Origin of the sequence: Bacillus sp. N447-1, assembly GCF_022701035.1 — a bacterium.
Lineage (GTDB): Bacteria > Bacillota > Bacilli > Bacillales > Bacillaceae_G > Bacillus_A > Bacillus_A cereus.
Window position 1 is genome coordinate 4448646 of the sequence record NZ_CP065509.1, and the last position, 24267, is coordinate 4472912.

Here is a 24267-nt window from a genome sequence, read left to right on the forward strand (position 1 = left end):
CAGCAGGAAGGATTCTTATTTTGTATCACGAAAATCTTTATGTATGTGAATAAGTAAAGTTTGAGCATAAGGAGGAAATCGTGTGAGTCTTTCCATGCAATTAGAAGTAAAACGTGACGTCCTATGTGTGAGACTAGAGGGTGAATTAGATCATCATACGGCTGAAGAGTTGCGAACGAAAGTAACAGATATGATTGAGACACATGGTGTTCATCATATTGTTTTGAGCCTAGAGAACTTATCGTTTATGGATAGTTCTGGTCTAGGTGTTATATTAGGCCGATATAAACACGTAAAGGGATTAGGTGGAGAAATGGTTGTTTGTGCAATTTCACCGCCTGTTAAGCGTTTATTTGAAATGTCGGGCTTATTCAAAATCGTTCGCTTAGAAGAAAGTGAAGCGCACGCGCTCGCGACGTTGGGGGTGGCATAGATGAGAAATGAAATGAACCTTCAATTTTCAGCATTAAGTCAAAATGAATCATTCGCTCGCGTTACAGTGGCGGCTTTCATTGCACAACTAGATCCAACGATGGAAGAATTAACGGAGATTAAAACAGTTGTGTCAGAAGCGGTTACAAATGCAATTATTCATGGATACGAAGGAAATGCAGAAGGTATTGTTTATATTTCTGTAATTTTGGAAGAAGCAATGGTGAAACTCACGATTCGAGATGAAGGGATTGGAATCTTTAACTTAGATGAAGCGAGACAACCCCTTTTTACAACTAAACCTGAATTAGAGCGTTCCGGAATGGGATTTACTATCATGGAAAATTTTATGGATGAAGTAGAAGTTATTTCAAACGAATCTTTCGGGACAACAATCCATTTGACAAAATACTTATCAAATAGTAACGCTCTATGCAATTAAGGAGAATAGCCTATGGACATAGAGGTCAAAAATGAGAAGAAGAAACCTCAGTTAAAGGACCACGAGCTAAAAGCGTTAATTCAAAAAAGTCAAGATGGAGATCAACAAGCGAGAGATACAATCGTTCAAAGTAATATGCGCCTCGTTTGGTCGGTTGTACAGCGGTTTCTTAATCGAGGATACGAACCAGACGACCTATTTCAAATTGGATGTATTGGGCTCTTGAAATCGGTAGATAAATTTGATTTATCTTTCGACGTGAAATTTTCAACATATGCAGTTCCAATGATTATTGGTGAAATACAACGTTTCTTACGCGATGATGGATCAGTGAAAGTTAGTAGGTCTTTAAAAGAAACAGGAAACAAAATTCGAAAGATGAGAGATGAGCTTTCGAAAGAATTCGGAAGGGCTCCAACGATTAATGAAGTGGCAGAGGCACTAGAACTAACGCCAGAGGAAGTTGTTCTAGCACAAGAAGCGAGCCGGGCCCCTTCATCTATACATGAAACTGTATATGAAAACGATGGAGATCCAATCACTATTTTAGATCAAATTGCAGATCAATCTGAAACGAAATGGTTCGATAAAATTGCTTTAAAAGAAGCGATTAGAGAACTAGATGAACGAGAGCGCTTAATTGTATACTTGCGTTACTATAAAGATCAAACACAGTCAGAAGTAGCCGAGCGCATAGGCATTTCGCAAGTACAAGTTTCAAGACTTGAAAAGAAAATATTAAAACAGATGAAAGATCGAATAGACGAATAATTGTCTATTCGATTTTTTTATGCCGTTAATAGGAGAGAGATGTTAATTTTCGCAAAAATTAACAGAATTTATTGATAATTTAGTCAATTTAAAATATAATCCAAGTATGAACTTGTCATAAAGGGGGAAGGAAACATGGAAACGAGGCAACAATGGGGAACGAGAGCTGGATTTATTTTCGCAGCGGTCGGATCTGCCGTTGGATTAGGAAACATATGGCGTTTTCCTTATACAGCGTATGAAAATGGAGGAGGAGCATTCTTTTTACCGTATTTATTTGCATTATTAACGACTGGTATTTCATTGTTAGCGTTTGAGTTTGCCCTTGGTCATCGTCATCGTGGCTCAGCACCACTTACATTTTTCCGTATTAGCCCGCGTGCAGAATTTATTGGATGGTGGCAAATGTGCGTAACATTTATTGTTTCAACATATTATGCAGTGATTATTGCTTGGTCTATATCGTATACATACTTTGCAATTACTGGAGCATGGGGAAAAGACACGCAATCATTTTTATTTAAAGAGTACTTACATGTTGCAGATAAGCCAGGACAATTTGGAGGACTTGTACCAGAAGTATTAATTCCGTTAGCTCTCGTTTGGATTATTGTGCTTGGCGTTGCATTTAAAGGAGTTAAAAAAGGAATCGAAGTTGTTAACCGTATATTTATTCCTTTATTAGTTGTTATGTTCCTTATTATCGTTGTTCGTGCAGTGACGATGGAAGGTGCTATGCAAGGACTAGATGCATTCTTTAAACCAGATTGGAGTCGTATTTTTGATGGGAAAGTATGGCTTGCTGCTTACGGTCAAATATTCTTTAGTTTATCTTTAGCATTTGGAATTATGATTACGTATTCTAGTTATTTACCGAAAAACTCGGATACAACAAATAATGCCTTTATTACTGGATTTGCAAACTCAGGATTTGAATTATTAGCAGGTATTGGGGTCTTTGCAGCTCTTGGATTTATGGCAAATAATATGGGAGTACCGGTTGATAAAGTAGCAAGTGCTGGCGTTGGGCTTGCGTTCGTAGTATTTCCCCAAATTATTAATGAATTGCCGATGTCACCGTTGTTTGGTGTTTTATTTTTCTTATCGTTAACGGTTGCTGGAATTACATCACTTATTTCACTCGCGGAAGTATGCTTTGCCGCTGTATCTGAAAAATTCAGTTTAAGTCGGGAAAAAACTATTGGAATTATGGGAACCCTTCTCGTGTTAGTTTCTCTTGTTTTTGCAACACGTGGTGGACTTATGTTCTTAGATGTTGTCGACTATTTCGCTAATAATTTCGGATTAATTACAATTGCACTTGCGGAAGTAGTTACGATAGGGCTCATTTTACGCCGTTTACCAGTTTATCAAAATCATGCAAACTTTGTATCTGATATTAAATTAGGAACGTTTTGGAGAGTGAGTTTACTCGTTATTACTCCGCTTATGTTAGGGTATATGCTAATTGATGGTACAATCCAAAATATTAAAAAGAACTACGGAGATTATCCGACTGAGTTTGTTGTAACGTATGGTTGGTCGATAGCAGCAGCATTCCTCATAGTTGCAATAATCATTGGCCTGAAAAAATGGGATGCACAAATTCATTCGGATTCTGCCAAGCTTGAAAAAGAATGGAAAGATCGAGGTGTTTCATAATGAGTGGATCAGCGATTATGATGATGGTTATTGGAATAGTAGTCATTTGGGGAGGGCTTGCATTAAGTATTGTAAACTTATTTAAGAAAAAGGCATAAGTAAAAAACATCTGTACCGAAATGGTGCAGATGTTTTTTTATGAAAAAATTGTATTAGAAAAAAATTCAATAACCATACTACAACTACGAGGAAGAGTGAAGGGGTGAATGAAAGTTGGAACAAACGATTTATATTAAAATGCGCAATCGTTTAAAAGTTTCTCCTACTTATGAAGTAAAGCTGGGCGATGTTGCTCAACTTGCCGGAGATTCTTCCGTAGTTGAGTTGTTACAAAATGAGATAGTTTACAAAATAACAGCGCATGATAAGACGCATGTTGTAATTGATGTTATGAAAGTAATTGAGATTATTCAACAGAAAGCATCTCATGTACAAATTAATTTACTCGGTTCTGGACAAACTCTTGTTGAAATTATATACGAAAAAAAGAAGACACACCCAATTTTTTTCGGGCTTGTATGGCTGTTACTGTTCATTGGAGCGGCCCTTGCGATTATTTATTTCCATGAAGATGTAAGTATGCAACAAGTACATCAACGGTTATATTACATGATTACTGGAGAATTTAATGCGCAACCACTTTTATTTCAAATCCCTTATTCTTTAGGTCTTGGCTTAGGGATGGTTTTATTTTTTAATCATGTATTTCAAAAGCGAATTAATGAAGAGCCGAGTCCGTTAGAAGTTGAGATGTTTCAATACCAACAGTCACTTGATCAGTATGTAATCGTTAATGAAAACAAGGATAATATGAAACAACTTGCCGATGATTGAGTCTGGATTTGTTATTTTAATTGGTTTAGCTGGAGGGATTGCGGTAGGTAGCGGATATGTCGCATTTTTAGCTGTACTTGGTATAATCCCCCGTTTAGCCCAATTAACGAGAAGTGGAAAGCATATTCAATATTTTGAGTGGGCAGTCATTGCAGGTACTTTAACAGGGGCTTGGTGCAGTTTGAAAAACATTACATTTCAAACGTCGCAGTATTGGCTCGTTATATTAGGGATATTTTGTGGCACATTCATCGGAATGCTTGCTGCGGCATTAACAGAGGTGTTAAATGTTCTGCCTATTTTAGCGAAACGAGTAGGGGTAGAGGGGAAGATTATTGTTTTACTCGTTGCTCTTGTACTTGGAAAAGTAATAGGATCGTTGTTTCACTGGATTTATTTCGTAAAGTAGGAGGCAGTATATAAATGACAAGTCAGAAATTGAAGGATGATTACATAAATAAAGTGAAGGAGTATCATCCAAAGCCAAACTATTTACTAAATTGTATCAAAGCATTTCTTGTAGGTGGACTCATTTGCACAGTTGGAGAAGTATTGATGAAATTTTATATACATTATTTTCACTTCAGTGAACAAGAGGCAGGAAACCCAACTGTTGCAACCCTTGTTTTATTATCCGCGATTTTAACAGGGTGTGGTGTATATGATAAAATCGGTCAATTTGCTGGAGCAGGATCAGCGGTACCGGTAACAGGATTTGCAAATTCTATGGCGAGCGCTGCCTTAGAACATAAGAGCGAAGGGGTTGTTCTAGGGATTGCTACAAATATGTTTAAACTGGCAGGAAGTGTGATTGTATTTGGGGTTGTTGGTGCATATATCATTGGGTTAATAAGGTATACCTTTAAAATTTTTATGTCTTAAAGGAGGGCTAGTATGAGGTTGACCGGAAAACAAACGTGGGTATTTCAAAATGATATATATGTGAATGCAACGGGTACTGCTGTCGGTCCGAAAGAAGCTGAGGGCCCTCTCGGGAAAAAATTTGATATTTCATATGGTGACTTGCATTGTGGAGAAGAAAATTGGGAGCTTGCCGAACGAAGATTAATGTCAGACTCAATTCAACAAGCAGTGCAAAAAGGGAATATAAAAACATCGCAAATTGATTTCTTTTTAGCGGGAGATTTATTAAATCAAACAGTGACAGCAAATTATGTTGCGCGTAAGTGGGGCATTCCTTTTTTAGGAATGTTTAGCGCTTGTGCGACGTCTATGGAGACTTTAGCAGTTGGCTCAGCTTTTATAGACGGTGGATTTGCAAATCGTGTCTTAGCTACAGTAAGTAGTCATAATGCAACGGCTGAAAGACAATTTCGCTATCCAACAGAGTACGGTGGACAAAAGCCAGGGACAGCAAATTCAACTGTGACTGGTGCAGGATCTATATTAATTAGCAATGAAAAAAGTGCAATTAAAATTACGTCGGCTACAATTGGAAAAGTGCAAGATTTAGGAATTACAAATCCTTTGGATATGGGGGCAGCGATGGCTCCAGCAGCAGCTCATACAATTCAACAACATTTTGAAGATTTAAGAAGAAGTGCCGATGATTATGATTTGATTGTTACGGGTGATTTATCAGCTGTTGGGACGCCGATTGCGAAACAACTTTTACTTGAGGAAGGTTATGATCTTGGGCATATATACAATGATTGTGGATTGATGATTTATGAATCAAGTCAAGAAGAAGTGTTTGCAGGTGGTAGTGGTTGCGCTTGTTCAGCAGTTGTCACATATGGTCATTTATTACACGAGATGCAAAAAGGGAATTTACAACGAATTTTTGTCGTTGCGACTGGTGCATTATTAAGCCCGATGATGATGCAACAGAAGGAAACGATTCCAACAATTGCACATGGTGTCGTATTTGAGAGAGTTAAAGGAGAGTGAATTGTGGATTTTATATATGCATTTCTTGTAGGTGGAGTTATTTGTTTAATTGGGCAACTATTGTTAGATTTCGTAAAGTTAACACCAGCTCATTTAATGGCAACTTTTGTAGTCATCGGAGCAATTTTAGATGGATTTGGATTGTACGATAAACTAATAAAGTTTGCAGGTGCTGGAGCAACAGTCCCTATTACAAGTTTTGGACATTCACTATTGCACGGAGCAATGCATGCAGCAGAAAAACATGGATATTTAGGAATTGGTATTGGCATGTTTAGTTTAACGTCTGCGGGCATTTCCGCAGCGATATTGTTTTCGTTTTTTATAGCACTTATATGTAAACCGAAAGGATAAATCAAATGAGACGAAGGGTTGTTTTGGTCACAGATGGAGATGAATATGCAAAGCGGACAATTGAGCTTTTAACGAAGGAATTTGGGGGAAGGTGTATTTCAGCATCACAAAGTAATCCAACCAAATTGACAGGGAAAAAAGTTGTTGAGCTTATTATGCAAACGCCATATGACCCTGTATTTGTCATGTTTGATGACAGTGGATTTATTGGAGAAGGATCTGGTGAAAAGGCTTTAAAATATGTGGCTACCCATAAACAAATTGATGTGCTCGGTATTTTAGCGGTAGCGTCTAATACGCATCATTGGGAATGGGCACGTGTAGATGTAAGTGTAGATCGGAATGGGAATTTAACCGAATACGGTGTTGATAAATTTGGACTTCCAGATGGCGAAATTGGCAGAATTAGCGGAGATACAATTTATTGTTTAGATGACTTGAATGTTCCTGTCATCGTTGGAGTCGGTGACATTGGTAAGATGTGTGGAAATGATGAATGGGAGAGGGGATCACCTATTACGAAGAAAGCAATTCAATTAATTTTGGAAAGGAGTGGTTTTTATGACGAAGCCTAAAAAAGTGGATATCCCTATATCAACTTTCATAAGTGACAATGAAAATTATTTAAAGCAGACAGTTGGGCTAGGCGTTACATACGATGTTGGCATTCGTAAATTTCAAATTTTGAATAAAGAAATTGGTGTGTTATTTGTAAACGGACTTTGTGATACAAATTATATTATCCCTATTTTAGAAGAAGCGGTGGATACAAATGAGATAAGGGATGTAGAAGAAGATACAGTGAAGCTTTTAGAGAATCGCTTAATCCATCAACAAGTAAGTAAAGTGAAAACGATGGATGAGGTAATGCTCCAAGTATTATCAGGACTCATCGTGATATTTGTGGAAGGTGAAACGGAAGCGTTTGCAATCGATGTTCGTAGTTATCCAGGGCGAACGCCGACAGAACCAGATACCGAAAAGGTAGTACGCGGTGCAAGGGATGGATTTGTTGAAAATATCGTTGTAAATACAGCATTAATCCGTAGAAGAATTCGAGATCCACGTCTTCGAAATGAAATGGTTCGAGTAGGAGATAGATCACAAACGGATATTTGCATTACATACGTTCAAGATGTTGCAAATCCAGATTTAGTAAAGATTATAAAACAAGAATTAAATAACATCGATGTAGATGGAATTACGATGGCGGATAAAACAGTAGAAGAATTTGTTGTAAAGCAAAGCTATAACCCATTTCCACTTATTCGATATACAGAAAGGCCAGATGTAGCAGCAAATCATCTACTAGAAGGACATGTGTTAGTACTTGTTGACACATCGCCAAGTGCTATGATTACACCGACAACATATTTTCATCATTTACAGCACGCGGAAGAGTTTAGACAAAATCCAGCTGTCGGTACATTTTTACGCTGGGTGCGCTTTTTAGGTGTTATATTCTCGTTATTTTTATTACCATTTTGGTTAGTGTTTGTATTTGATCCAACTCTTTTGCCAGCAAATCTTGCTTTTATTGGACCGACTAAGATGACGCATTTACCAATTTTATTACAGGTGTTAATGGCAGAGGTCGGACTTGAGTTTTTAAGGATGGCAGCCATTCATACTCCAACGCCGTTATCGTCTGCAGCAGGGTTGATTTCCGCTATATTAATTGGTCAAATTGCAATTGATGTAGGTTTGTTTGTGCCAGAAGTAATTTTGTATGTAGCAGTTTCGATGATTGGTGCATATGCAACACCGAGTTATGAATTAGGATTAGGGAATAAGGTTGGGAAATTGTTTGTTATTATTTTAACAGGCCTCTTCCATGAGATGGGATTTGTAATTGGTATGACGATATTAATTTTATTTTTAACGTCTATAAAAAGTTTACAAACACCTTATTTATGGCCGTTTTTACCATTTGATTGGGGCGCATTAACAAAAATTTTACTCCGTCCAACGATGTCTAGTTTAAAAGTACGACCAAGTATTGTAAGACCTCAAAATGTAAAAAGACAAAAATAAACGGGATTATACACCCGTTTATTTTTTTTAGCAAAAATTTATTATTTTTTAACAAAAATCAAACATTTTTTGTGTACACTTAGAGTAGATATTGTGTATGGAAGGGGAAGAGGACATGATTAAATTATTTGTAAGTGATTTAGATGACACGCTCGTTTACGATGTGAATCATATGCAAAAAGAAGATGAACGTGCGCTGTGTTGGTTAGCTGAGAAAGGGACAAATATTTGTTTTGCCTCTGGCCGCTTTACACACAGAATTGATGAAGTTGTAAAAAGGTTTTCATTCCCATATTACACAACTGGCTTAAATGGAGCGACAATGTTGCTTCCGGATGGAAATTTATTTCATGAATCGAGTTTTGAAAATGTGGTTGCCCAGGAAATATATCGATATATACATAAAAAAGGACTAGCGGATATTGTTTGTGCAAACGAGCAGCGATATACAAAAAGGAAGAATGAACATCACCATAATTTTGAAGCGTATATGGGCGTGCATATCGCTGAAATTGAAGCGTTAGAAGAAGAGTTTGGTAAGACTGTACACCCTGCAAAATTGTTTGTTTTTGGAGAAGAAGAGAAAATTGTGACGTTAGATCAAGAGCTACGAGATACGTTTCAAGGCGAAGCGGAAGTTTTTATATCAGGTAAACGCTATGTTGATATTATGCCAAGAGGCGTGAGTAAGGGGAGTGCTCTAAAGCGACTAATGGATCATTTGCAAATTGAAGCAAATGAAGTTGCTTGTATTGGAGATTCTTTCAATGATATTTCTATGTTTGAAGTAACCCCGCATTCATTTACTCTTCATCATGCCCATCCATATGTAAAGGAGAAAGCAAATCATATAGTGCGTTCGGTTGAAGAGGCTGTTATGAAATTACCGTTACTTGTATAAAAAAGAAGCCCGTCACTGGCGGGCTTCTTTTTTACTTGAATAAAGATTTAACAAAATCAATGATACTTGAGAAGAAATCTTTCACTTTATCTAGAAAACTTTGTCCTTCTTCAGAACCTAAGAAGGCAGAAACGTGTTCTTTTGCTTTGTTTAATTGACTACCAACTTGATTCCAATCGATATTAAGATTTTTCATTTTATCAAATAACGATACTAAGTTATCTAACTGTTCATCTGTCAATGTAATGCCGAGTTGATCAGCAATTTTTTTAATTAATGAACGTAAATCTTCTGTTGTTTTTGGCTGTTCTTTTGCAATTTCTTCTTTAATTTTTGCAACAAGTTGAACTGCTTTTTCTTCACCAATTTTATCACCAAGCTGGGCTGTTTGTACCATTTCTTCATTCGCTACTTTTTTAACTTCTTCAGGAATTTGTTTATTGGACGCAGTTTCGTATGCTTTCATTAATCCAGTTAAAGCTGCAGTTCCTGAAACTTTAAAAGGTGCAGTAATTTGAATTTCTGCATCTTTTACACCTGCTGTAATCAAAGCGTTAGTGTACATTGCATCTGTTACCCAGTTAATGTTCTTTGATCGTACAATAAGACCAGATCCTGGTTTTGTGTATGTAATCATAGAAGAAGAAATTGCTCTCGTACCAATTTGTGCTTTTGGAACAATGCCTTCTAGAAATTTATGTTCTTCCGCATTAGATACAGTGATAATTGTAGCATCTTTTGGTGCTTTCATTTCTTTTAACAGATCTTGTTTTTGTTGTTCGGATAAGTTCTCTCCTAATGTAACAATTGATTCTCCCTCAATGATGTCTGCAAATGAAGCTGTTGGCATCATAAATACCGTTACAGCTAATAGCAGAGCTAATAATTTCGTTTTCACGAAAAATCGCTCCCTTTCTCTTTCTAAAATTTTCGGGCAACAAAGTTATTATAGTATATATTTCTTATTTGTCACCTAGCTTTTTCCACATTTCAAAAAAGAAGTATCTAGATTGTCGGATTCTTTTTGTTTCTAGTCATGAATGTGGTAATATAGTGCTGAGATAGTTGAAAGGAGACATATACGTATGAAAACTTTAGGATACATATTAATGGAAAACGGTGAAAAAATCGACTTGGAATTTTTCCCAGAAGAAGCACCGAAAACAGTAGAAAACTTTAAAAAATTAGCAGAGCAAGGATTTTATGACGGTGTTACATTCCACCGTGTTATTCCTGGCTTCGTAAGCCAAGGTGGAGACCCAACAGGTACAGGTGCAGGTGGCCCAGGTTACTCTATTCCATGTGAAACTGATGGAAACCCTCATAGACACCTTGTAGGATCACTTTCTATGGCTCACGCTGGCCGTAACACAGGCGGTAGCCAATTCTTTATCGTTCATGAGCCACAGCCGCATTTAGATGGTGTTCATACTGTATTCGGTAAAGCAACAAGCGGTATTGAAACAGTATTAAAAATGCGTCAAGGCGATGTAATGAAAGAAGTTAAAGTTTGGGAAGAATAAGGTAAGGAAAAAGAGAGCTTTTGCTCTCTTTTTTATTTTTAATGAGATTGAGTACTACTTCTACAGCTCATCATACAAGTAGTATTGTTGCTAAAATATATTGTTTGTGAGAACAAACCTTTAACCAATTACATAGAATACATTACATTATATGTTTCAATAAATATTTTTGTTATATTAATTTTGCTAGAATTGTGCTGCTTTAGAGTAACTATAAATGAAGTGCTGTTGAATGATATGTTTCTTTCCATTCCATATAAAATTTTCTTTTTAACTCTATTTATTAAAGGAATAGTGCTGAAACATAGATTTGACTTTCTTCTTTTCGCTTTGTATGATTATCAAGTTGTTTTAGACTCTTCTCACTCTGTTGAAAATATTGTAAAATGAATGTGATATGAAAAGAGTGATTGAGGGGATTACTAGTTTGTAACTTTTGTAAGAAGGGATAAGGGTTATGTTAATTCGTTTTAAAAAAAGTTATGAAAAAATTGCAATGGGGCTTCTTTCGTTTATGCCAACTGAAAAAGATGTGAAAACATTACAATTGACAATGAAAGAATATGAAGCAAAAGATGATTGGCAATTGTATTTGTGGAAAGAAAATGAAGATTTTGTTGGAATAATGGGGATTGTAAAAAAAGAGAATCAAGTATTAGAAATTCAGCATTTGAGTGTGAACCCGTCTCATCGTCATGTGGGGATTGGGACGAAGATGGTTCAAGAGTTAAAGAGTAAATTTCTTGAGTTTACAATTTGCGGAAATGAGCAAACAGCAAGTTTTTGCGAAAAATGTAAAGGGCTAGAACAAAATATACATTCGTGAAAGCAGAGATAAGTAGTTTATTATCTCTGCTTTCTTTTTTGTAATTGTTCGTTTCGTTCAGTAATGACCTCTGTGCGATCACGCAAAGTGTGCTTGTTTATAATATATTCACCTGGGATAGCATTCAAGTCTTTCCAAGAGAGGTTTTGTTTTTGACATAACTCTATGCACTGCTTCTCTAACGATGAATCTGATAAGGGTAAAAATAAAGGTACAAAACGTTCTTTTTTATGGATAGATTGCAATCTTTCATTGAGCAAGGAAAGAAGTTGTACTTGATTAATTCCTAAACGTTGTAAAGGCACACCGCTTTTTTCTAAAATTGTAATTGCGCTTTTCATCATTTTTGTAGAACCATTCCAATTAGCACGTCTTTGGTGGTATAAAGAAACTGCAATTTGAATGAGACCAACTAAGTAATGATCACGATTACCTCTTGGTTTTGTCTTCCAATACTCTTCTAGTATTTCGTGGCATTCAAAATAGTCATAATCTCCATGGAAATGAATTAAAAATTGTATGTATTCGGTAGGATACATGTTTTCTCGCTCCTATCTAACGGTTATACATATAAGTGTATCATAGAAATATGAACAATAAACGACTAGGAGGTTTCCCCCTAGCCGTTATTGTTCATATTAGCAGAAGCAAGCTGCTCCTACAATAATTAGTAAAATAAACAGTACAACAAGTAATGCGAACCCACCGCTAAAACCACAATCAACGTGACCCATAGTTTTTTGACCTCCTACATTGTTCTTACTACACTGTTATCATATGAAGTGGTGGGCATGATGACATAGGCATCGGTCTATTTTTAATTAAATTTCTTAAAAAGGTTGGATAGAACATGAGTATGCTCTATACTTATGTTGTTATAGAAAAAATGTGGTGGGATGCTTTGTGCAATATAATTTTAAAGTAGAGGCTTTTGAAGGGCCGTTAGATCTATTGTTACATTTAATACATCGTTATGAAATTGATATATATAATATTCCTGTAGCAGATATTACAGAGCAATATTTATCTTATGTGCATACGATGAAAGAACTTCAATTAGATGTTGCAAGTGAGTATTTAGTAATGGCTGCAACGTTATTACAAATTAAAAGTAAGATGTTGTTGCCGAAACATGAAGAAGATGTACTTGATAACGGTGATGATTTTATAGATGATCCTCGTCAAGAATTGATGGAGAGGTTAATTGAATATAAGAAATATAAGCAAGTTGCTACTGAGTTAAAAGAAAGAGAACAAGAAAGAGCACAGCTATATACACGTCCACCAATTGACTTTACATCGTTGCAACAAGAAGAGGAGACAAGCTTACCTCTTGATGTTACGTTATATGATATGCTAGCAGCATTTCAAAAATTAATGCGCCGTAAAAAGGCAAAAAAACCTGTAACAACACGTATTACTCGTCAAGAAATACCAATTGAACAGCGAATGACTGATATTTTAAAACAGTTAAAAATAAAGGGTGGTCGCCAAAGTTTTTATGATTTGTTTGTTGATGATGAACGTGAAATAATGGTTGTAACATTTTTAGCAGTTCTGGAACTTATGAAAAACCAACAAATCATAATTGAGCAAGAACATAATTTTGATGAAATTTTCGTATCAAGCTCTAATAAATCTGCATAGAGCCAGTATGTGAAAATGGGATAGCAACATTTTATCTCATGCTATGTTTTAATGTATCGTTTGGAACAAGAGAAAAAATATTGAACCGAACGCATTAATTGTGATTCGGTTTTTTGATGTGTATTTTTATGAGAAAATAGAAGGAAGGAGCTCGTGAAATGGATAGGAAAGAACAAAAGTCAATTATTGAAGGCCTTTTATTTGTTTCTGGTGATGAAGGGATTTATCCAGAACAAATAGCGAAAGTTCTTGAAATTGAAATGAATGAAGCAATTAATATTTTAGAAGAAATGCAACAAGAATGTGAAGGTGCAAACCGTGGTTTGCAAATTGTACAGTATGCAAAAGTATATCGTTTTGCTACAAAGAAAGAACATGCTTCATATTATCAAAAATTAATAGATACACCAACAGCTGCTTCACTCTCACAAGCTGCCCTCGAAACGTTAGCGATTGTTGCATATCGCCAACCAATCACAAGGACTGAAATGGAAGAGATTAGAGGAGTTAAAACTGATAAGGCGTTACAAACGTTGGTTTCACATTTACTTATAAAAGAAATGGGAAGAGCAGAAGGACCAGGGCGTCCTATTTTATACGGAACAACAAAAGAATTTTTAGACACATTTGGATTGAAAACATTAGATGATTTACCACCGCTTTCTGAAGAGAATGAACAAATGAATGAAGCAGATTTATTCTTCGGTTCCTTACAAGAGATATCGAAATAAAAGCTTAGCATTTTGCTAAGCTTTTTTTGTATATCAATTATTTACAGTGCCATACTAAATGAAAAAAGGAGACGAGTTATGAGAGGTATGCGGATTATTTTATTATTAGTTTCTGTTTTATTATGTTTTTCTTTAAATAGCGCATCAGCTAAAAGGTATATGATGTCCATTCATACTACGTCTCCTTTACATATGCATCGGCAACATCTTAGTAAAATGAAAGTGAGCTTTTTAAAAGTGGGGCAAGGTGACGCAACACTTATTATAATGCCAAATGGACAAACAATGTTAATTGATGGAGGACCTTATGAAGCAGGAGAGGTTATTATTCAGAAATTAATTGAGAAAGGGATTAATCATTTAGATGTAATTGTCAGTACGCATCCCGATATGGATCATATAGGGGGGGGAATTCCAATTGTAGAGCAAATGCCGGTATCGCTTATACTAGATAGCGGAAAAACCTATAGTTCTCTTACTTATCATACGTATCGGAATAATATAAAAAAAAGAGGGATACCTTTCGTTTCAGTAAAGGAAGGACAATATATACCGCTGGATCCACATGTTTCTATACAAGTATTAAACAACGGGAAATCAAAAGATGAAAATAATGAATCCTCAATTGTTTTAAAGGTGCGATATGGAAAAGCGGATTTTTTATTAATGGGTGACGCGGATGTACGGACAGAACATGAAATATTAAAACAATTTGATGTCCATGCAGATGTGTTAAAAGTGGGGCATCATGGCTCATATACTTCAACAAGTGAAACGTTTATAAAAAAAGTGGAACCGCAGTTTGCTATTCTATCGTACGGGAGTAATAATCCGTATGGACATCCTCACCAAAGTGTAGTGAAACGCTTAAAAAGGCACGGTATAATGGTATATAGAACGAATAAACGTACAGTAGAAATGGAAACAGATGGTGAACATATTATGTTAGAATCTAGCGGATTAATGCCATTGTTGAAGTGATTTCTATATTAGGGGGCGATACTGTCCCTTTTTGGAAAAATGAATAATATATATTATAATTATAAGAGACGTAAGAAATTTCCTTTTCTGTTGAATAAAAAGGAAATTTCATTAGAATGTATAGACAACTACTCGTGCGTATATTAAGATGGAACTAGGCAAATAAGGTAATAATAACAAGTAGGTAATTCATGGGAAAGGATCGATGAAAATGAAAACGCAAATTGTCATCAATGCCAAAATTTACACAGGTCAAGAAATAGTGGAAAACGGATTTATTCGTTACGCAGAAACCATTAAAGAAATTGGTTTGATGGCTCAATATGTACCACAAGAAAATGAAACTGTTTTTGATGCTACAGGGAAGATTATAATTCCAGGTATGATCGATGTTCATATTCATGGTGGATACGATATTGATGCGATGGATGCAAATAGCGATGGGTTAGTAACTCTAGGTAAAGAAATGTTAAAAGAAGGGGTTACAACTTACTTCCCAACAACAATGACACAAGCTCCAGAGGCAATTGAAGCAGCGTTAACTGCTGCGAAAGAAGCAAAAGAAAAAGGAGCGCATTTCGAATATATTCATTTAGAAGGACCTTATGTTTCAAAGAAACGTGCAGGTGCACAGCCACTTGAACATATCGTTCCTGCAAATATTGAGCAATTTAAACAATGGCAAGAAGCAAGTGGGAACTTAATTAAATTAGTAACATATGCACCAGAAGAAGAGGGAGCATTAGAGTTTGAACAATATCTTGCTGAAACTGGTGTAGTTGGCACAATGGGACATACAGATGCAATTGATGCGCAACTAAAAAATAGAAAGATTACACATGCGACACATTTATACAATCAAATGCGTGGATTACATCACCGTGAACCAGGAGTTGTGGGTCATGTGTTATTAAATCCAGATGTAATGGTTGAAGTAATTACAGATGGTATTCATATTCACCCTGACATGGTGAAATTAGCATATAAGTTAAAAGGACCGAAAAAAGTAAGTGTTATTACTGACGCAATGCGTGCAAAAGGTCTTGAAGATGGATTATATGAGCTTGGCGGACAGCCAGTACATGTAAAAGATGGTAGTGCTCGATTAGAAGATGGAACGTTAGCTGGTAGTATTCTAAAAATGGATCAAGCTTTCCGAAATGTAATTGAATTTACAGGTTGTTCAATCGAAGATGCAGTACTTATGACATCAGTTAACCAAGCAGAAGAGTTTGGATTAAATAATAAAGGTGCATTAGCGGTAGGAAAAGATGCAGACTTTGTTGTGATGAATGAAGATTTACATGTATATGATACGGTTCGTTTAGGAATTCATATGAAGGAAGGGAAGTAATTAAATGAATATTCTTGTTGTAAAAACTCCAGAAGAATTAGCAGAAGCAGGTTATAAATTAATTGAAGAAGTTGTAAAAACAAAAGAAAATCCAACATTAGGAATGGCTACAGGAAGCTCTCCATTAGGTATTTATGCAGAAATGCGAAAAAATAAACTTGATACAAGCCGTGTAACCACTGTAAACTTAGATGAGTACGTAAATTTACCACATGAAGATAAAAACAGCTATCACTATTTCATGCAAGAACAGTTGTTTGATCATCTTCCATTTAAACAAACTTATGTACCAAACGGGATGGCAAGTGATTTAGAGGAAGAGTGCAAACGTTACGAGAGCATTCTAGCTGCTAACCCAGTTGACCTACAGATTCTTGGAATCGGTGAAAACGGTCACATCGGATTTAATGAGCCAGGAACACCGTTTAATTCTCCAACAAACATTGTTGAATTAACAGAATCTACACGCCAAGCAAACCTTCGATTCTTCGAAAAAGAAGAAGATGTGCCAACTCATGCGATTACAATGGGAATTGGAAGCATTATGAAAGCGAAACAAGTTCTACTTGTTGCTATGGGTTCTAAAAAGGCAGAAGCTGTTAAAGAATTATTGCAAGGTGAATATAGTGAAGAGTGTCCGGCTACAGTTTTACAACGTCATCCGAATGTAACCGTAATCGCTGATCAAGAAGCTCTATCTTTATGCAGTGAGGCGATTGCTGATGAACATCGACAAGTATTCACCATTTCCGATCTATTATCAGATTCAAGAGTGGGTGAAACAGCTAATTGAGGACGGCGAATGGAAGCCGGGAGATAAAATCCCATCTGAGAATGAACTTTGTGATAAGTTCGAAGTGAGTCGAATGACAATCAGACAGGCGATTAATAATTTAGTGGAACAAGGCTATTTATATCGGAAGCGTGGAATTGGAACATTTGTCCAACTTCCGAAAGTGGAACAAAAATTGCAAGGAATGACGGGATTCACAGAAGACATGATTTCTCGTGGGATGAACCCAAGTAGTCAATTACTTAGTTTCCGCCTAGTTCCAGCTACTGCTAAAATAGCAGACCGGTTGAGAATACAGGAGGGGGAATCGGTTTATGAAGTGAGGCGTATTCGCTTAGCTGATGATGAACCGATTGCTTTTGAGACGACATATTTGTCGCCAGCTCTTGTAAAAGATATTAACGAAGAGATATTGCAACAATCTTTATATGAACATTTAGAGAAAAAACTGGGCTTTAAACTTGTTAGCGCTACTCAGTCAATTGAAGCTTCCGTTGCGACGGAAAATGAAGCTGAACATCTGCATATTCCTAAAAAGGCGCCTGTACTTGTAATGCGTCAATGGTCATATTCAGAAGGTGAGATACCGCTAGAGTACGTGAAATGTATTTATCGTGGAGATCGTTATAAATTTATTACGAATATCGCACGTAACAAATAGTATATTTCAGTTTGTGAAGTACAGTGGAATTGAAAATGGTTAACATGTAAAGAAATAAAAATACGACTCATCCTTATAAGGAATGAGTCGTATTTTTATTATGAGCAATTACGTGGTTAACAGCATCTTTGACGTGATTTACTACATAGTGAGCGTGTTTTTTTACTGCATCATCTGCTTGCGACATAGCAAAACTGTGAGGAGTTAAAGAAAACATAGGAATGTCATTATAAGAATCCCCTATACAAGCAATTTCCTCAGGTTTTATTTGAAACTCATTTAATAAAACAGAAATGGCAGAGCCTTTACTAACATTCGGTGGCATTACATCTAAACATTGTTCTGCTGAGATGAAAGTACTAACTTTCCCGTGGAATTTTTCATCAATTTTTTTCTGAAGGAGTTGTAAGCTCTCCTTTGTTCCACCGACAGAAATTTTATTTGGGAAAATTGTATCATCAATCTTCTGTAGTAAGTTTGGTTCTTCAACAGAAGTCATAGTTACTTGTTGTTCAAGTTCTTGAATGAAAGGTGTTTTCTCTTCAATGTAATAATTATGCTCATCACTTACATAACGGAAATAAGGATCTTCATTCGTCATAGCTAACAAATCGGGAAGTATGCTGGAATCAAAAGTTGCAGATAATAGTTGTTTATTTTCATGTGTATATACAAAAACACCATTTACACTAATGCGATGAAAATTTGTATTTACAGCTTTCATTAAGTCTGCAATTTCATTATCAAGTCTTCCGGAAGCGAAGCAAAGAATAACATTTTGCTCGGCAAGGCTGCGCAGTGCCGCAACATCTTGTTCGTCAATAAGACCTCCGTGTTGCATCATTGTACCATCGATATCACTTACAAACATTTTAATCATGCTGTTATCTCCTTTCTATGTACAGTTGCTCTTACATTATACGCATCATATATAAACATGTCTAAAAAATGAATTTTTATTAAATGGCAGATGTTTTACATTGACGACAAAGAAGAATATTCTGTAACATAAAAGTAGGCTATTTAAGTACGAGGGTGGTGTTATATGAGTAATTATCTAGAAATTAAAAAAGTTTTAAATAATAATGTCATCATTGCTAGCCATCCGGAACACGAGGAAGTAGTAGTGATTGGTAAAGGAATTGGATTTGGGAAAAAAGCGAAAGATGTATTGGAGCAAGAACAAATCGAAAAGATGTTTGTCTTAAAAAATGAACGTGATCGTGAACAATACAAATTATTAGTGCCGCATATTAGTGAAAAATTAATTGAATTGATGAACGATATTATGCTGTACATTCAAGGGAAAGCGAAATCGCCACTAAATGAACATATTCATATTGCGTTAACAGATCATATTTCATTTGCGATTAAAAGGTTAAAACAAGGACTTACAATTGATAACCCTTTTTTAGTTGAAACAAAAATGCTCTATCCAAAGGAATATGAAATTGCGGAAGGTGTTGTAGAACTTTTAAATTCTCGTTTGCAAATTACATTGCCAGAAGGAGAAATTGGTTTTATTGCACTTCACATTTACAGTTCGCTTACAAATTCTGATTTATCTTCAGTTAATCAAAACTCCCGTCTCATTGCACAACTTGTATCTTTAATTGAGACAAACTTACAAATTACATTAGATCAAGAGAGCATTCATTATTTACGTCTTATTCGTCATCTTCAATATGCTATTGAGAGGGTGAAAAAAGGAGAAAAAGTAGAGGAATCGCAAAGTTTTGCTGATTTATTAAAGGCGGAGTATCCAGCTTGCTATAACTTGGCTTGGAAGCTAGTTAAGGTCATGCAAAAAGAGTTGCAACTACCTGTATATGAAGCTGAAAGTATTTATTTAACGATGCACTTGCAACGCTTAGTAAAGGCAGAGCATGTGTAAAAAGCCATATATTTTTGTCTAAAATGAAAACGTTAAAAAAAATGATTGAATCGCTTACAATAGTTATGTATAATAACTATTGCAAAGTTATACAAATTTCGACAAACACATTAAGGTGAGTAACGAAAACGTTTGCCTTAATTATAGTGAACTTATACGTAAACCTATTTTTGACACGTGTTACTGATTCGATCAGGCATGAGTGGAGAAAAGTAAGGAATGTAAGCTAGAGAAAGGGATATACTACCCTTTGTATAGCTATCGTTCTATCTTTTTTTCCTCATGTCTTTTTGGCGTTTGTCGGAAGGTATCAATATAGATAAGAGAGGAAGGGTTTCCATGTTTAAGAAGATCTTTGGTGTTCTTCAAAAAGTCGGAAAAGCGTTAATGCTTCCAGTAGCGATTTTACCGGCGGCAGGTATTTTACTTGGATTTGGTAATGCATTTCAAAATCCACAGTTAACAAATGTTATTCCTGCTTTAAAAGCAGATTGGTTCGTAATGGTTGCAAAAATTATGGAACAATCTGGTGATATTATTTTCGCTAACCTTGCATTATTATTCGCAGTTGGGGTAGCAATTGGTTTAGCTGGTGGAGACGGAGTAGCTGGTTTAGCAGCATTCGTCGGCTACTTAATTATGAACAAAACGATGAGTGTGTTCTTAGAAGTAGATAAGCTAGTGAAAGTAACAAGTTCTGGAGCAGACCCAGTAAAAATTGGATTTGCAGATCCAGCGTATGCAAACGTATTAGGTATTCCAACGCTACAAACAGGGGTATTTGGTGGTATTATCGTCGGTATAGTAGCGGCATATTGCTATAATAAATACTTCAACATTGAATTACCATCATACTTAGGTTTCTTTGCAGGTAAGCGTTTCGTACCGATCGCAACTGCAACATTCTCTTTAATAGTAGGTATTATCATGTGCTTCGTTTGGCCATACATTCAAGGTGGCTTAAACACGTTCTCACATCAAATGATTGATGCAAATAGAACAATCGCAGCATTTATATTCGGTTTAATCGAACGTTCATTAATTCCATTTGGATTACATCACATTTTCTATTCACCGTTCTGGTTCGAATTCGGTCAGTATACAAATGCAGCTGGCGAATTAATCCGTGGTGACCAAAAAATCTTTATGGCACAGTTAAAAGACGGTGTAGAATTAACAGCAGGGACATTTACAACTGGTAAGTATCCGTTCATGATGTTCGGTCTTCCAGCAGCAGCTTTAGCAATGTACCATGAAGCACGTCCAGAAAATAAAAAATTAGCAGCAGGTATTTTAGGTTCTGCAGCATTAACATCTTTCTTAACAGGTATTACAGAGCCACTTGAATTTTCATTCTTATTCGTAGCGCCAGTATTATTCGGAATTCACGCTGTATTTGCTGGTCTATCATTTATGACAATGCAAATTTTAGGTGTTAAAATTGGTATGACATTCTCTGGTGGTTTAATTGACTTCCTATTATTCGGTGTACTACCAGGCCGTACAGCATGGTGGTGGGTAATTATTGTTGGTCTTGTACTAGCAGTTATTTACTACTTCGGATTCCGCTTTGCAATTCGTAAATGGAATCTAAAAACACCTGGTCGTGAAGTGGCAAATGCAAATGACGGCGCAGGAAAAGCAGAAGCAGGCGAACTCCCTCGTGAAGTATTAGTAGCACTTGGTGGTAAAGAAAACATTGCTTCTTTAGATGCTTGTATTACTCGTTTACGTGTTCAAGTTAACGAACAAAAGAATGTAAACAAAGACCGCTTAAAAGAACTTGGAGCAGCTGGTGTACTTGAAGTTGGAAATAACATTCAAGCTATTTTCGGACCGAAATCTGACACATTAAAATCACAAATTCATGATATTATGTCAGGTCGTACACCTCATGTTGAAAAAGAAGATCCTGTAAAAGTGGAAGAAACTCCTCAAAAAGTTGATGAAAATGAAACAATTGTATCACCAATCGAAGGAAAAATCTTACCAATTACAGAAGTACCTGACCAAGTATTCTCAGGAAAAATGATGGGAGACGGATTTGCAATTGAGCCAACTGAAGGAACAGTAGTTTCTCCAGTGAACGGTGAGATTGTCAATGTATTCCCTACAAAACATGCGATTGGTATTCAATCTGAAGGCGGAAAAGAAATTTTAATTCACTTCGGTATTGATACTGTAAAATTAAATGGTGAAGGTTTTGAAGCGCTTGTAGCACAAGGCGACAAGGTGAAACAAGGCCAACCATTATTAAAAGTAGATCTTGCATTTGTAAAAGAAAATGCACCATCTATCATTACACCAATTGTCTTTACAAACTTACAACAAGGGCAACAAGTCGAATTGAAAAAAGATGGAAATGTTAAGAAGGGCGAAACCGCTATTATTGACATTCAGTAGGAATTTGACGCAAAATGTTTATAATTATAATAGGCGATGTGGTTGACCGAACATCGCCTATTATATACAATAGATGATGTAGTACTCACGTCTATACAACTAAAAAATACTGTAATTTAAAGGAGATAAATTATCATGGAAAAAATCTTTAAAGTAACTAGCGACTCAGGAATTCATGCTCGTCCAGCAACTCTACTTGTAAACACTGCAAGCAAATTCGGTTCTGATATTAACTTAGAGTATAACGGAAAGAACGTTAACTTAAAATCAATCATGGGCGTTATGTCTTTAGGCATTCAACAAAACGCAGAAATTAAAATCACTGCAAATGGTGATGATGCAGCTCAAGCACTAGCAGCTATCGAAGAAACTATGAAAAACGAAGGATTAGGAGAATAATGACTCTTAACATTCAAGGGATCGCTGCATCAAGTGGGATTGCTATTGCAAAGGCTTTCAGACTTGAAAATCCTGAATTTAACATCGAAAAGAAATCAATTACAAACGAAGCTGCAGAAATTGCACGCTTAGACGCTGCGCTTGAGAAAGCAAAAACTGAATTAGAAGCTATTAAGGACCACGCATTTGCTGAGCTAGGTGCTGACAAAGCTGCGATCTTTGAAGCACATTTATTAGTGTTAAATGATCCAGAACTAGTAAACCCAGTAAAAGATAAAGTAAATAGCGAAAAAGTAAATGCTGAATTTGCAATGGATGAAGTTGCATCAATGTTTATTTCTATGTTTGAAAACATGGATAACGAATATATGAAAGAACGTGCTGCGGACATTCGTGACGTAACAAAACGCGTTCTTGCACATTTACTAGGAATTAACTTCTCAAACCCTGGTACAATTTCTGAAGAGGTAATCATCATTGCTGAAGATTTAACACCATCTGATACAGCTCAATTAAACCGTAAGTATGCAAAAGGTTTCACTACTGATATCGGTGGACGTACATCTCACTCTGCAATTATGGCTCGTTCTATGGAAATTCCAGCTGTTGTTGGTACGAAAGTTGTTATGGAGAAAATCCAAAACGGCGATATCGTTATCATTGACGGTTTAGATGGAGAAGTAATTGTAAACCCATCAGAAGAAACTCTTCGTTCGTTTGAAGAAAAGAAAGCGAAATTTGAAGAGCAAAAAGCTGAATGGGCTAAATTAAAAGACCAAGCTACTGTAACAAGTGACGGACATCACGTTGAGCTTGTTGCAAATATCGGAACACCAAATGATGTACAAGGTATTATCGATAATGGCGGAGAAGGCGTTGGTTTATACCGTACAGAATTCTTATACATGGGTCGTGACAATCTTCCAACAGAAGAAGAGCAGTTCGAAGCGTATAAAGCAGTTCTTGAAGGTGTAAAAGAAGGTCAACCAGTCGTTGTTCGTACACTTGACATCGGTGGAGATAAAGAGCTTCCATACTTACATTTACCAAAAGAAATGAACCCATTCTTAGGATACCGTGCAATTCGCTTATGTCTTGATGAGCAAGATGTGTTCCGTACACAACTTCGTGCATTACTTCGTGCTAGCGTATACGGTAACTTAAAAATTATGTTCCCAATGATTGCAACTCTTGATGAGTTCCGTCAAGCGAAAGCAATTTTATTAGAAGAGAAAGCGAAACTTGTAGAAGCGGGTACAACTGTTTCTGATTCTATTGAAGTTGGTATGATGGTTGAAATCCCAGCTTCAGCAGTATTAGCAGATCAATTCGCGAAAGAAGTTGACTTCTTCTCTATCGGAACAAATGATTTAATCCAATACACAATGGCTGCAGACCGTATGAACGAACAAGTATCATACTTATACCAACCATATAACCCATCTATTTTACGTCTTGTAAAAATGGTTATCGATGCTGCTCATAAAGAAGGAAAATGGGCTGGTATGTGTGGTGAGATGGCGGGCGATTCACTTGCTATCCCATTACTATTAGGATTAGGTTTAGATGAGTTCAGTATGAGTGCAACATCTATTCTTCCTGCAAGAACACAGCTAAGCAAGTTGTCAAAAGCAGAAATGGAAACATTAGCAGAAAAAGCATTAATGATGTCAACTGCTGAAGAAGTTGTTGAACTAGTTAAAAGCATATAATT

General features: G+C 36.2%; 29 protein-coding genes. 25 read left to right on the forward strand and 4 right to left on the reverse strand.

Going from position 1 to position 24267, the window contains the following annotated elements:
• The first annotated feature begins 82 nt into the window (after positions 1-82).
• From spoIIAA to IQ781_RS22795, 13 genes are all read left to right on the forward strand, one after another.
• A complete protein-coding gene (spoIIAA, locus tag IQ781_RS22735) occupies positions 83-433 on the forward strand; it encodes an anti-sigma F factor antagonist (protein WP_000059135.1) in 351 nt (116 codons plus the stop codon).
• A complete protein-coding gene (spoIIAB, locus tag IQ781_RS22740; protein WP_001243398.1) occupies positions 434-874 on the forward strand; it encodes an anti-sigma F factor in 441 nt (146 codons plus the stop codon). It abuts the gene before it with no gap.
• A gap of 12 nt (positions 875-886) precedes the next feature.
• Positions 887-1645 (forward strand): RNA polymerase sporulation sigma factor SigF, encoded by a 759-nt coding sequence (gene sigF, locus IQ781_RS22745; RefSeq protein ID WP_000350729.1) that lies wholly within the window; start codon positions 887-889, stop codon positions 1643-1645.
• A gap of 135 nt (positions 1646-1780) precedes the next feature.
• Positions 1781-3307: a sodium-dependent transporter gene (locus tag IQ781_RS22750; protein ID WP_000450088.1), complete on the forward strand. Its 1527-nt coding sequence runs from the start codon at positions 1781-1783 to the stop codon at positions 3305-3307.
• Positions 3307-3405: a methionine/alanine import family NSS transporter small subunit gene (locus IQ781_RS22755; RefSeq protein WP_000016828.1), complete on the forward strand. Its 99-nt coding sequence runs from the start codon at positions 3307-3309 to the stop codon at positions 3403-3405. Before IQ781_RS22750 ends, IQ781_RS22755 begins: the two co-directional genes overlap by 1 nt.
• A gap of 139 nt (positions 3406-3544) precedes the next feature.
• The gene (locus IQ781_RS22760) at positions 3545-4141 is read left to right on the forward strand and encodes a stage V sporulation protein AA (protein ID WP_002026275.1); all 597 of its coding nucleotides are present in this window, start codon (positions 3545-3547) and stop codon (positions 4139-4141) included.
• Complete coding sequence (gene spoVAB, locus IQ781_RS22765; RefSeq protein ID WP_000572936.1) at positions 4134-4550, forward strand: stage V sporulation protein SpoVAB; 417 nt, start codon at positions 4134-4136, stop codon at positions 4548-4550. The genes IQ781_RS22760 and spoVAB overlap by 8 nt, the downstream gene beginning before the upstream one ends.
• A gap of 14 nt (positions 4551-4564) precedes the next feature.
• Entirely contained in the window at positions 4565-5023 is a 459-nt protein-coding gene (gene spoVAC / locus IQ781_RS22770; RefSeq protein ID WP_000203810.1) for a stage V sporulation protein AC, read from the forward strand.
• Positions 5024-5035: 12 nt separating this feature from the next.
• Positions 5036-6052, forward strand: a complete 1017-nt coding sequence (spoVAD, locus tag IQ781_RS22775; protein WP_001241166.1) for a stage V sporulation protein AD — start codon at positions 5036-5038, stop codon at positions 6050-6052.
• A gap of 3 nt (positions 6053-6055) precedes the next feature.
• Positions 6056-6406, forward strand: coding sequence for a stage V sporulation protein AE (gene spoVAE, locus IQ781_RS22780; RefSeq protein ID WP_000345916.1), 351 nt, complete (start codon positions 6056-6058; stop codon positions 6404-6406).
• Between the two features lie 5 nt (positions 6407-6411).
• A complete protein-coding gene (gene spoVAEA, locus IQ781_RS22785) occupies positions 6412-6981 on the forward strand; it encodes a stage V sporulation protein SpoVABEA (RefSeq protein ID WP_001254415.1) in 570 nt (189 codons plus the stop codon).
• On the forward strand, positions 6968-8440 hold the full coding sequence (spoVAF, locus tag IQ781_RS22790) for a spore germination protein SpoVAF (RefSeq protein ID WP_000165595.1): 1473 nt from the start codon (positions 6968-6970) through the stop codon (positions 8438-8440). Before spoVAEA ends, spoVAF begins: the two co-directional genes overlap by 14 nt.
• Positions 8441-8537: 97 nt before the next feature.
• Entirely contained in the window at positions 8538-9341 is an 804-nt protein-coding gene (locus IQ781_RS22795) for a Cof-type HAD-IIB family hydrolase (RefSeq protein ID WP_002026273.1), read from the forward strand.
• A 31-nt stretch (positions 9342-9372) separates the two neighbouring features.
• On the opposite strand, the gene IQ781_RS22800 is transcribed toward IQ781_RS22795, so the two are convergent.
• Entirely contained in the window at positions 9373-10239 is an 867-nt protein-coding gene (locus IQ781_RS22800; RefSeq protein WP_000850515.1) for a DUF1002 domain-containing protein, read from the reverse strand.
• Positions 10240-10426: 187 nt separating this feature from the next.
• Here IQ781_RS22800 and IQ781_RS22805 point away from each other — a divergent pair, with 187 nt between their 5' ends.
• Together IQ781_RS22805 and ribT are read left to right on the forward strand one after the other, a co-directional pair.
• Positions 10427-10864: a peptidylprolyl isomerase gene (locus IQ781_RS22805; protein ID WP_000853782.1), complete on the forward strand. Its 438-nt coding sequence runs from the start codon at positions 10427-10429 to the stop codon at positions 10862-10864.
• Between the two features lie 457 nt (positions 10865-11321).
• Positions 11322-11690, forward strand: a complete 369-nt coding sequence (gene ribT / locus IQ781_RS22810; RefSeq protein WP_000908401.1) for a GNAT family N-acetyltransferase RibT — start codon at positions 11322-11324, stop codon at positions 11688-11690.
• A 20-nt stretch (positions 11691-11710) separates the two neighbouring features.
• Here the strand turns inward: ribT and IQ781_RS22815 are convergent, their stop codons facing one another.
• Positions 11711-12229, reverse strand: coding sequence for a DUF309 domain-containing protein (locus tag IQ781_RS22815; protein WP_000283597.1), 519 nt, complete (start codon positions 12227-12229; stop codon positions 11711-11713).
• Positions 12230-12328: 99 nt separating this feature from the next.
• On the reverse strand, positions 12329-12424 hold the full coding sequence (locus IQ781_RS22820) for a YjcZ family sporulation protein (RefSeq protein ID WP_000510194.1): 96 nt from the start codon (positions 12422-12424) through the stop codon (positions 12329-12331).
• 169 nt (positions 12425-12593) lie between these two features.
• On the opposite strand from IQ781_RS22820, the gene scpA reads away from it, so the two are divergent.
• The 6 genes from scpA (at position 12594) to IQ781_RS22855 (ending at position 17857) form a co-directional block, all read left to right on the forward strand.
• On the forward strand, positions 12594-13337 hold the full coding sequence (scpA, locus tag IQ781_RS22825) for a segregation/condensation protein A (protein WP_001199753.1): 744 nt from the start codon (positions 12594-12596) through the stop codon (positions 13335-13337).
• Between the two features lie 158 nt (positions 13338-13495).
• A complete protein-coding gene (scpB, locus tag IQ781_RS22830; protein ID WP_000375168.1) occupies positions 13496-14068 on the forward strand; it encodes a segregation/condensation protein ScpB in 573 nt (190 codons plus the stop codon).
• 78 nt (positions 14069-14146) lie between these two features.
• Positions 14147-15049 (forward strand): ComEC/Rec2 family competence protein, encoded by a 903-nt coding sequence (locus IQ781_RS22835; protein ID WP_242808160.1) that lies wholly within the window; start codon positions 14147-14149, stop codon positions 15047-15049.
• Between the two features lie 211 nt (positions 15050-15260).
• Positions 15261-16403 (forward strand): N-acetylglucosamine-6-phosphate deacetylase, encoded by a 1143-nt coding sequence (nagA, locus tag IQ781_RS22840; RefSeq protein WP_002179749.1) that lies wholly within the window; start codon positions 15261-15263, stop codon positions 16401-16403.
• Between the two features lie 4 nt (positions 16404-16407).
• Positions 16408-17196, forward strand: coding sequence for a glucosamine-6-phosphate deaminase (gene nagB / locus IQ781_RS22845; protein WP_001024210.1), 789 nt, complete (start codon positions 16408-16410; stop codon positions 17194-17196).
• Positions 17126-17857: a GntR family transcriptional regulator gene (locus IQ781_RS22855; protein ID WP_014894892.1), complete on the forward strand. Its 732-nt coding sequence runs from the start codon at positions 17126-17128 to the stop codon at positions 17855-17857. The genes nagB and IQ781_RS22855 overlap by 71 nt, the downstream gene beginning before the upstream one ends.
• Positions 17858-17930: 73 nt before the next feature.
• Here the strand turns inward: IQ781_RS22855 and IQ781_RS22860 are convergent, their stop codons facing one another.
• Positions 17931-18737 (reverse strand): Cof-type HAD-IIB family hydrolase, encoded by an 807-nt coding sequence (locus IQ781_RS22860; RefSeq protein ID WP_000594243.1) that lies wholly within the window; start codon positions 18735-18737, stop codon positions 17931-17933.
• A gap of 165 nt (positions 18738-18902) precedes the next feature.
• Between IQ781_RS22860 and glcT the strand changes: the two genes are divergently transcribed.
• From glcT to ptsP, 4 genes are all read left to right on the forward strand, one after another.
• A complete protein-coding gene (gene glcT / locus IQ781_RS22865; protein ID WP_000073860.1) occupies positions 18903-19751 on the forward strand; it encodes a glucose PTS transporter transcription antiterminator GlcT in 849 nt (282 codons plus the stop codon).
• Positions 19752-20090: 339 nt separating this feature from the next.
• Positions 20091-22154 carry a PTS glucose transporter subunit IIABC gene (gene ptsG / locus IQ781_RS22870; RefSeq protein WP_000473177.1) on the forward strand — a complete coding sequence of 688 codons (2064 nt, stop codon included), beginning with the start codon at positions 20091-20093 and terminating at the stop codon, positions 22152-22154.
• 135 nt (positions 22155-22289) lie between these two features.
• Entirely contained in the window at positions 22290-22553 is a 264-nt protein-coding gene (ptsH, locus tag IQ781_RS22875) for a phosphocarrier protein HPr (protein ID WP_000411080.1), read from the forward strand.
• Positions 22553-24265: a phosphoenolpyruvate--protein phosphotransferase gene (gene ptsP, locus IQ781_RS22880; protein ID WP_000174207.1), complete on the forward strand. Its 1713-nt coding sequence runs from the start codon at positions 22553-22555 to the stop codon at positions 24263-24265. The genes ptsH and ptsP overlap by 1 nt, the downstream gene beginning before the upstream one ends.
• Positions 24266-24267 lie beyond the last annotated feature (2 nt).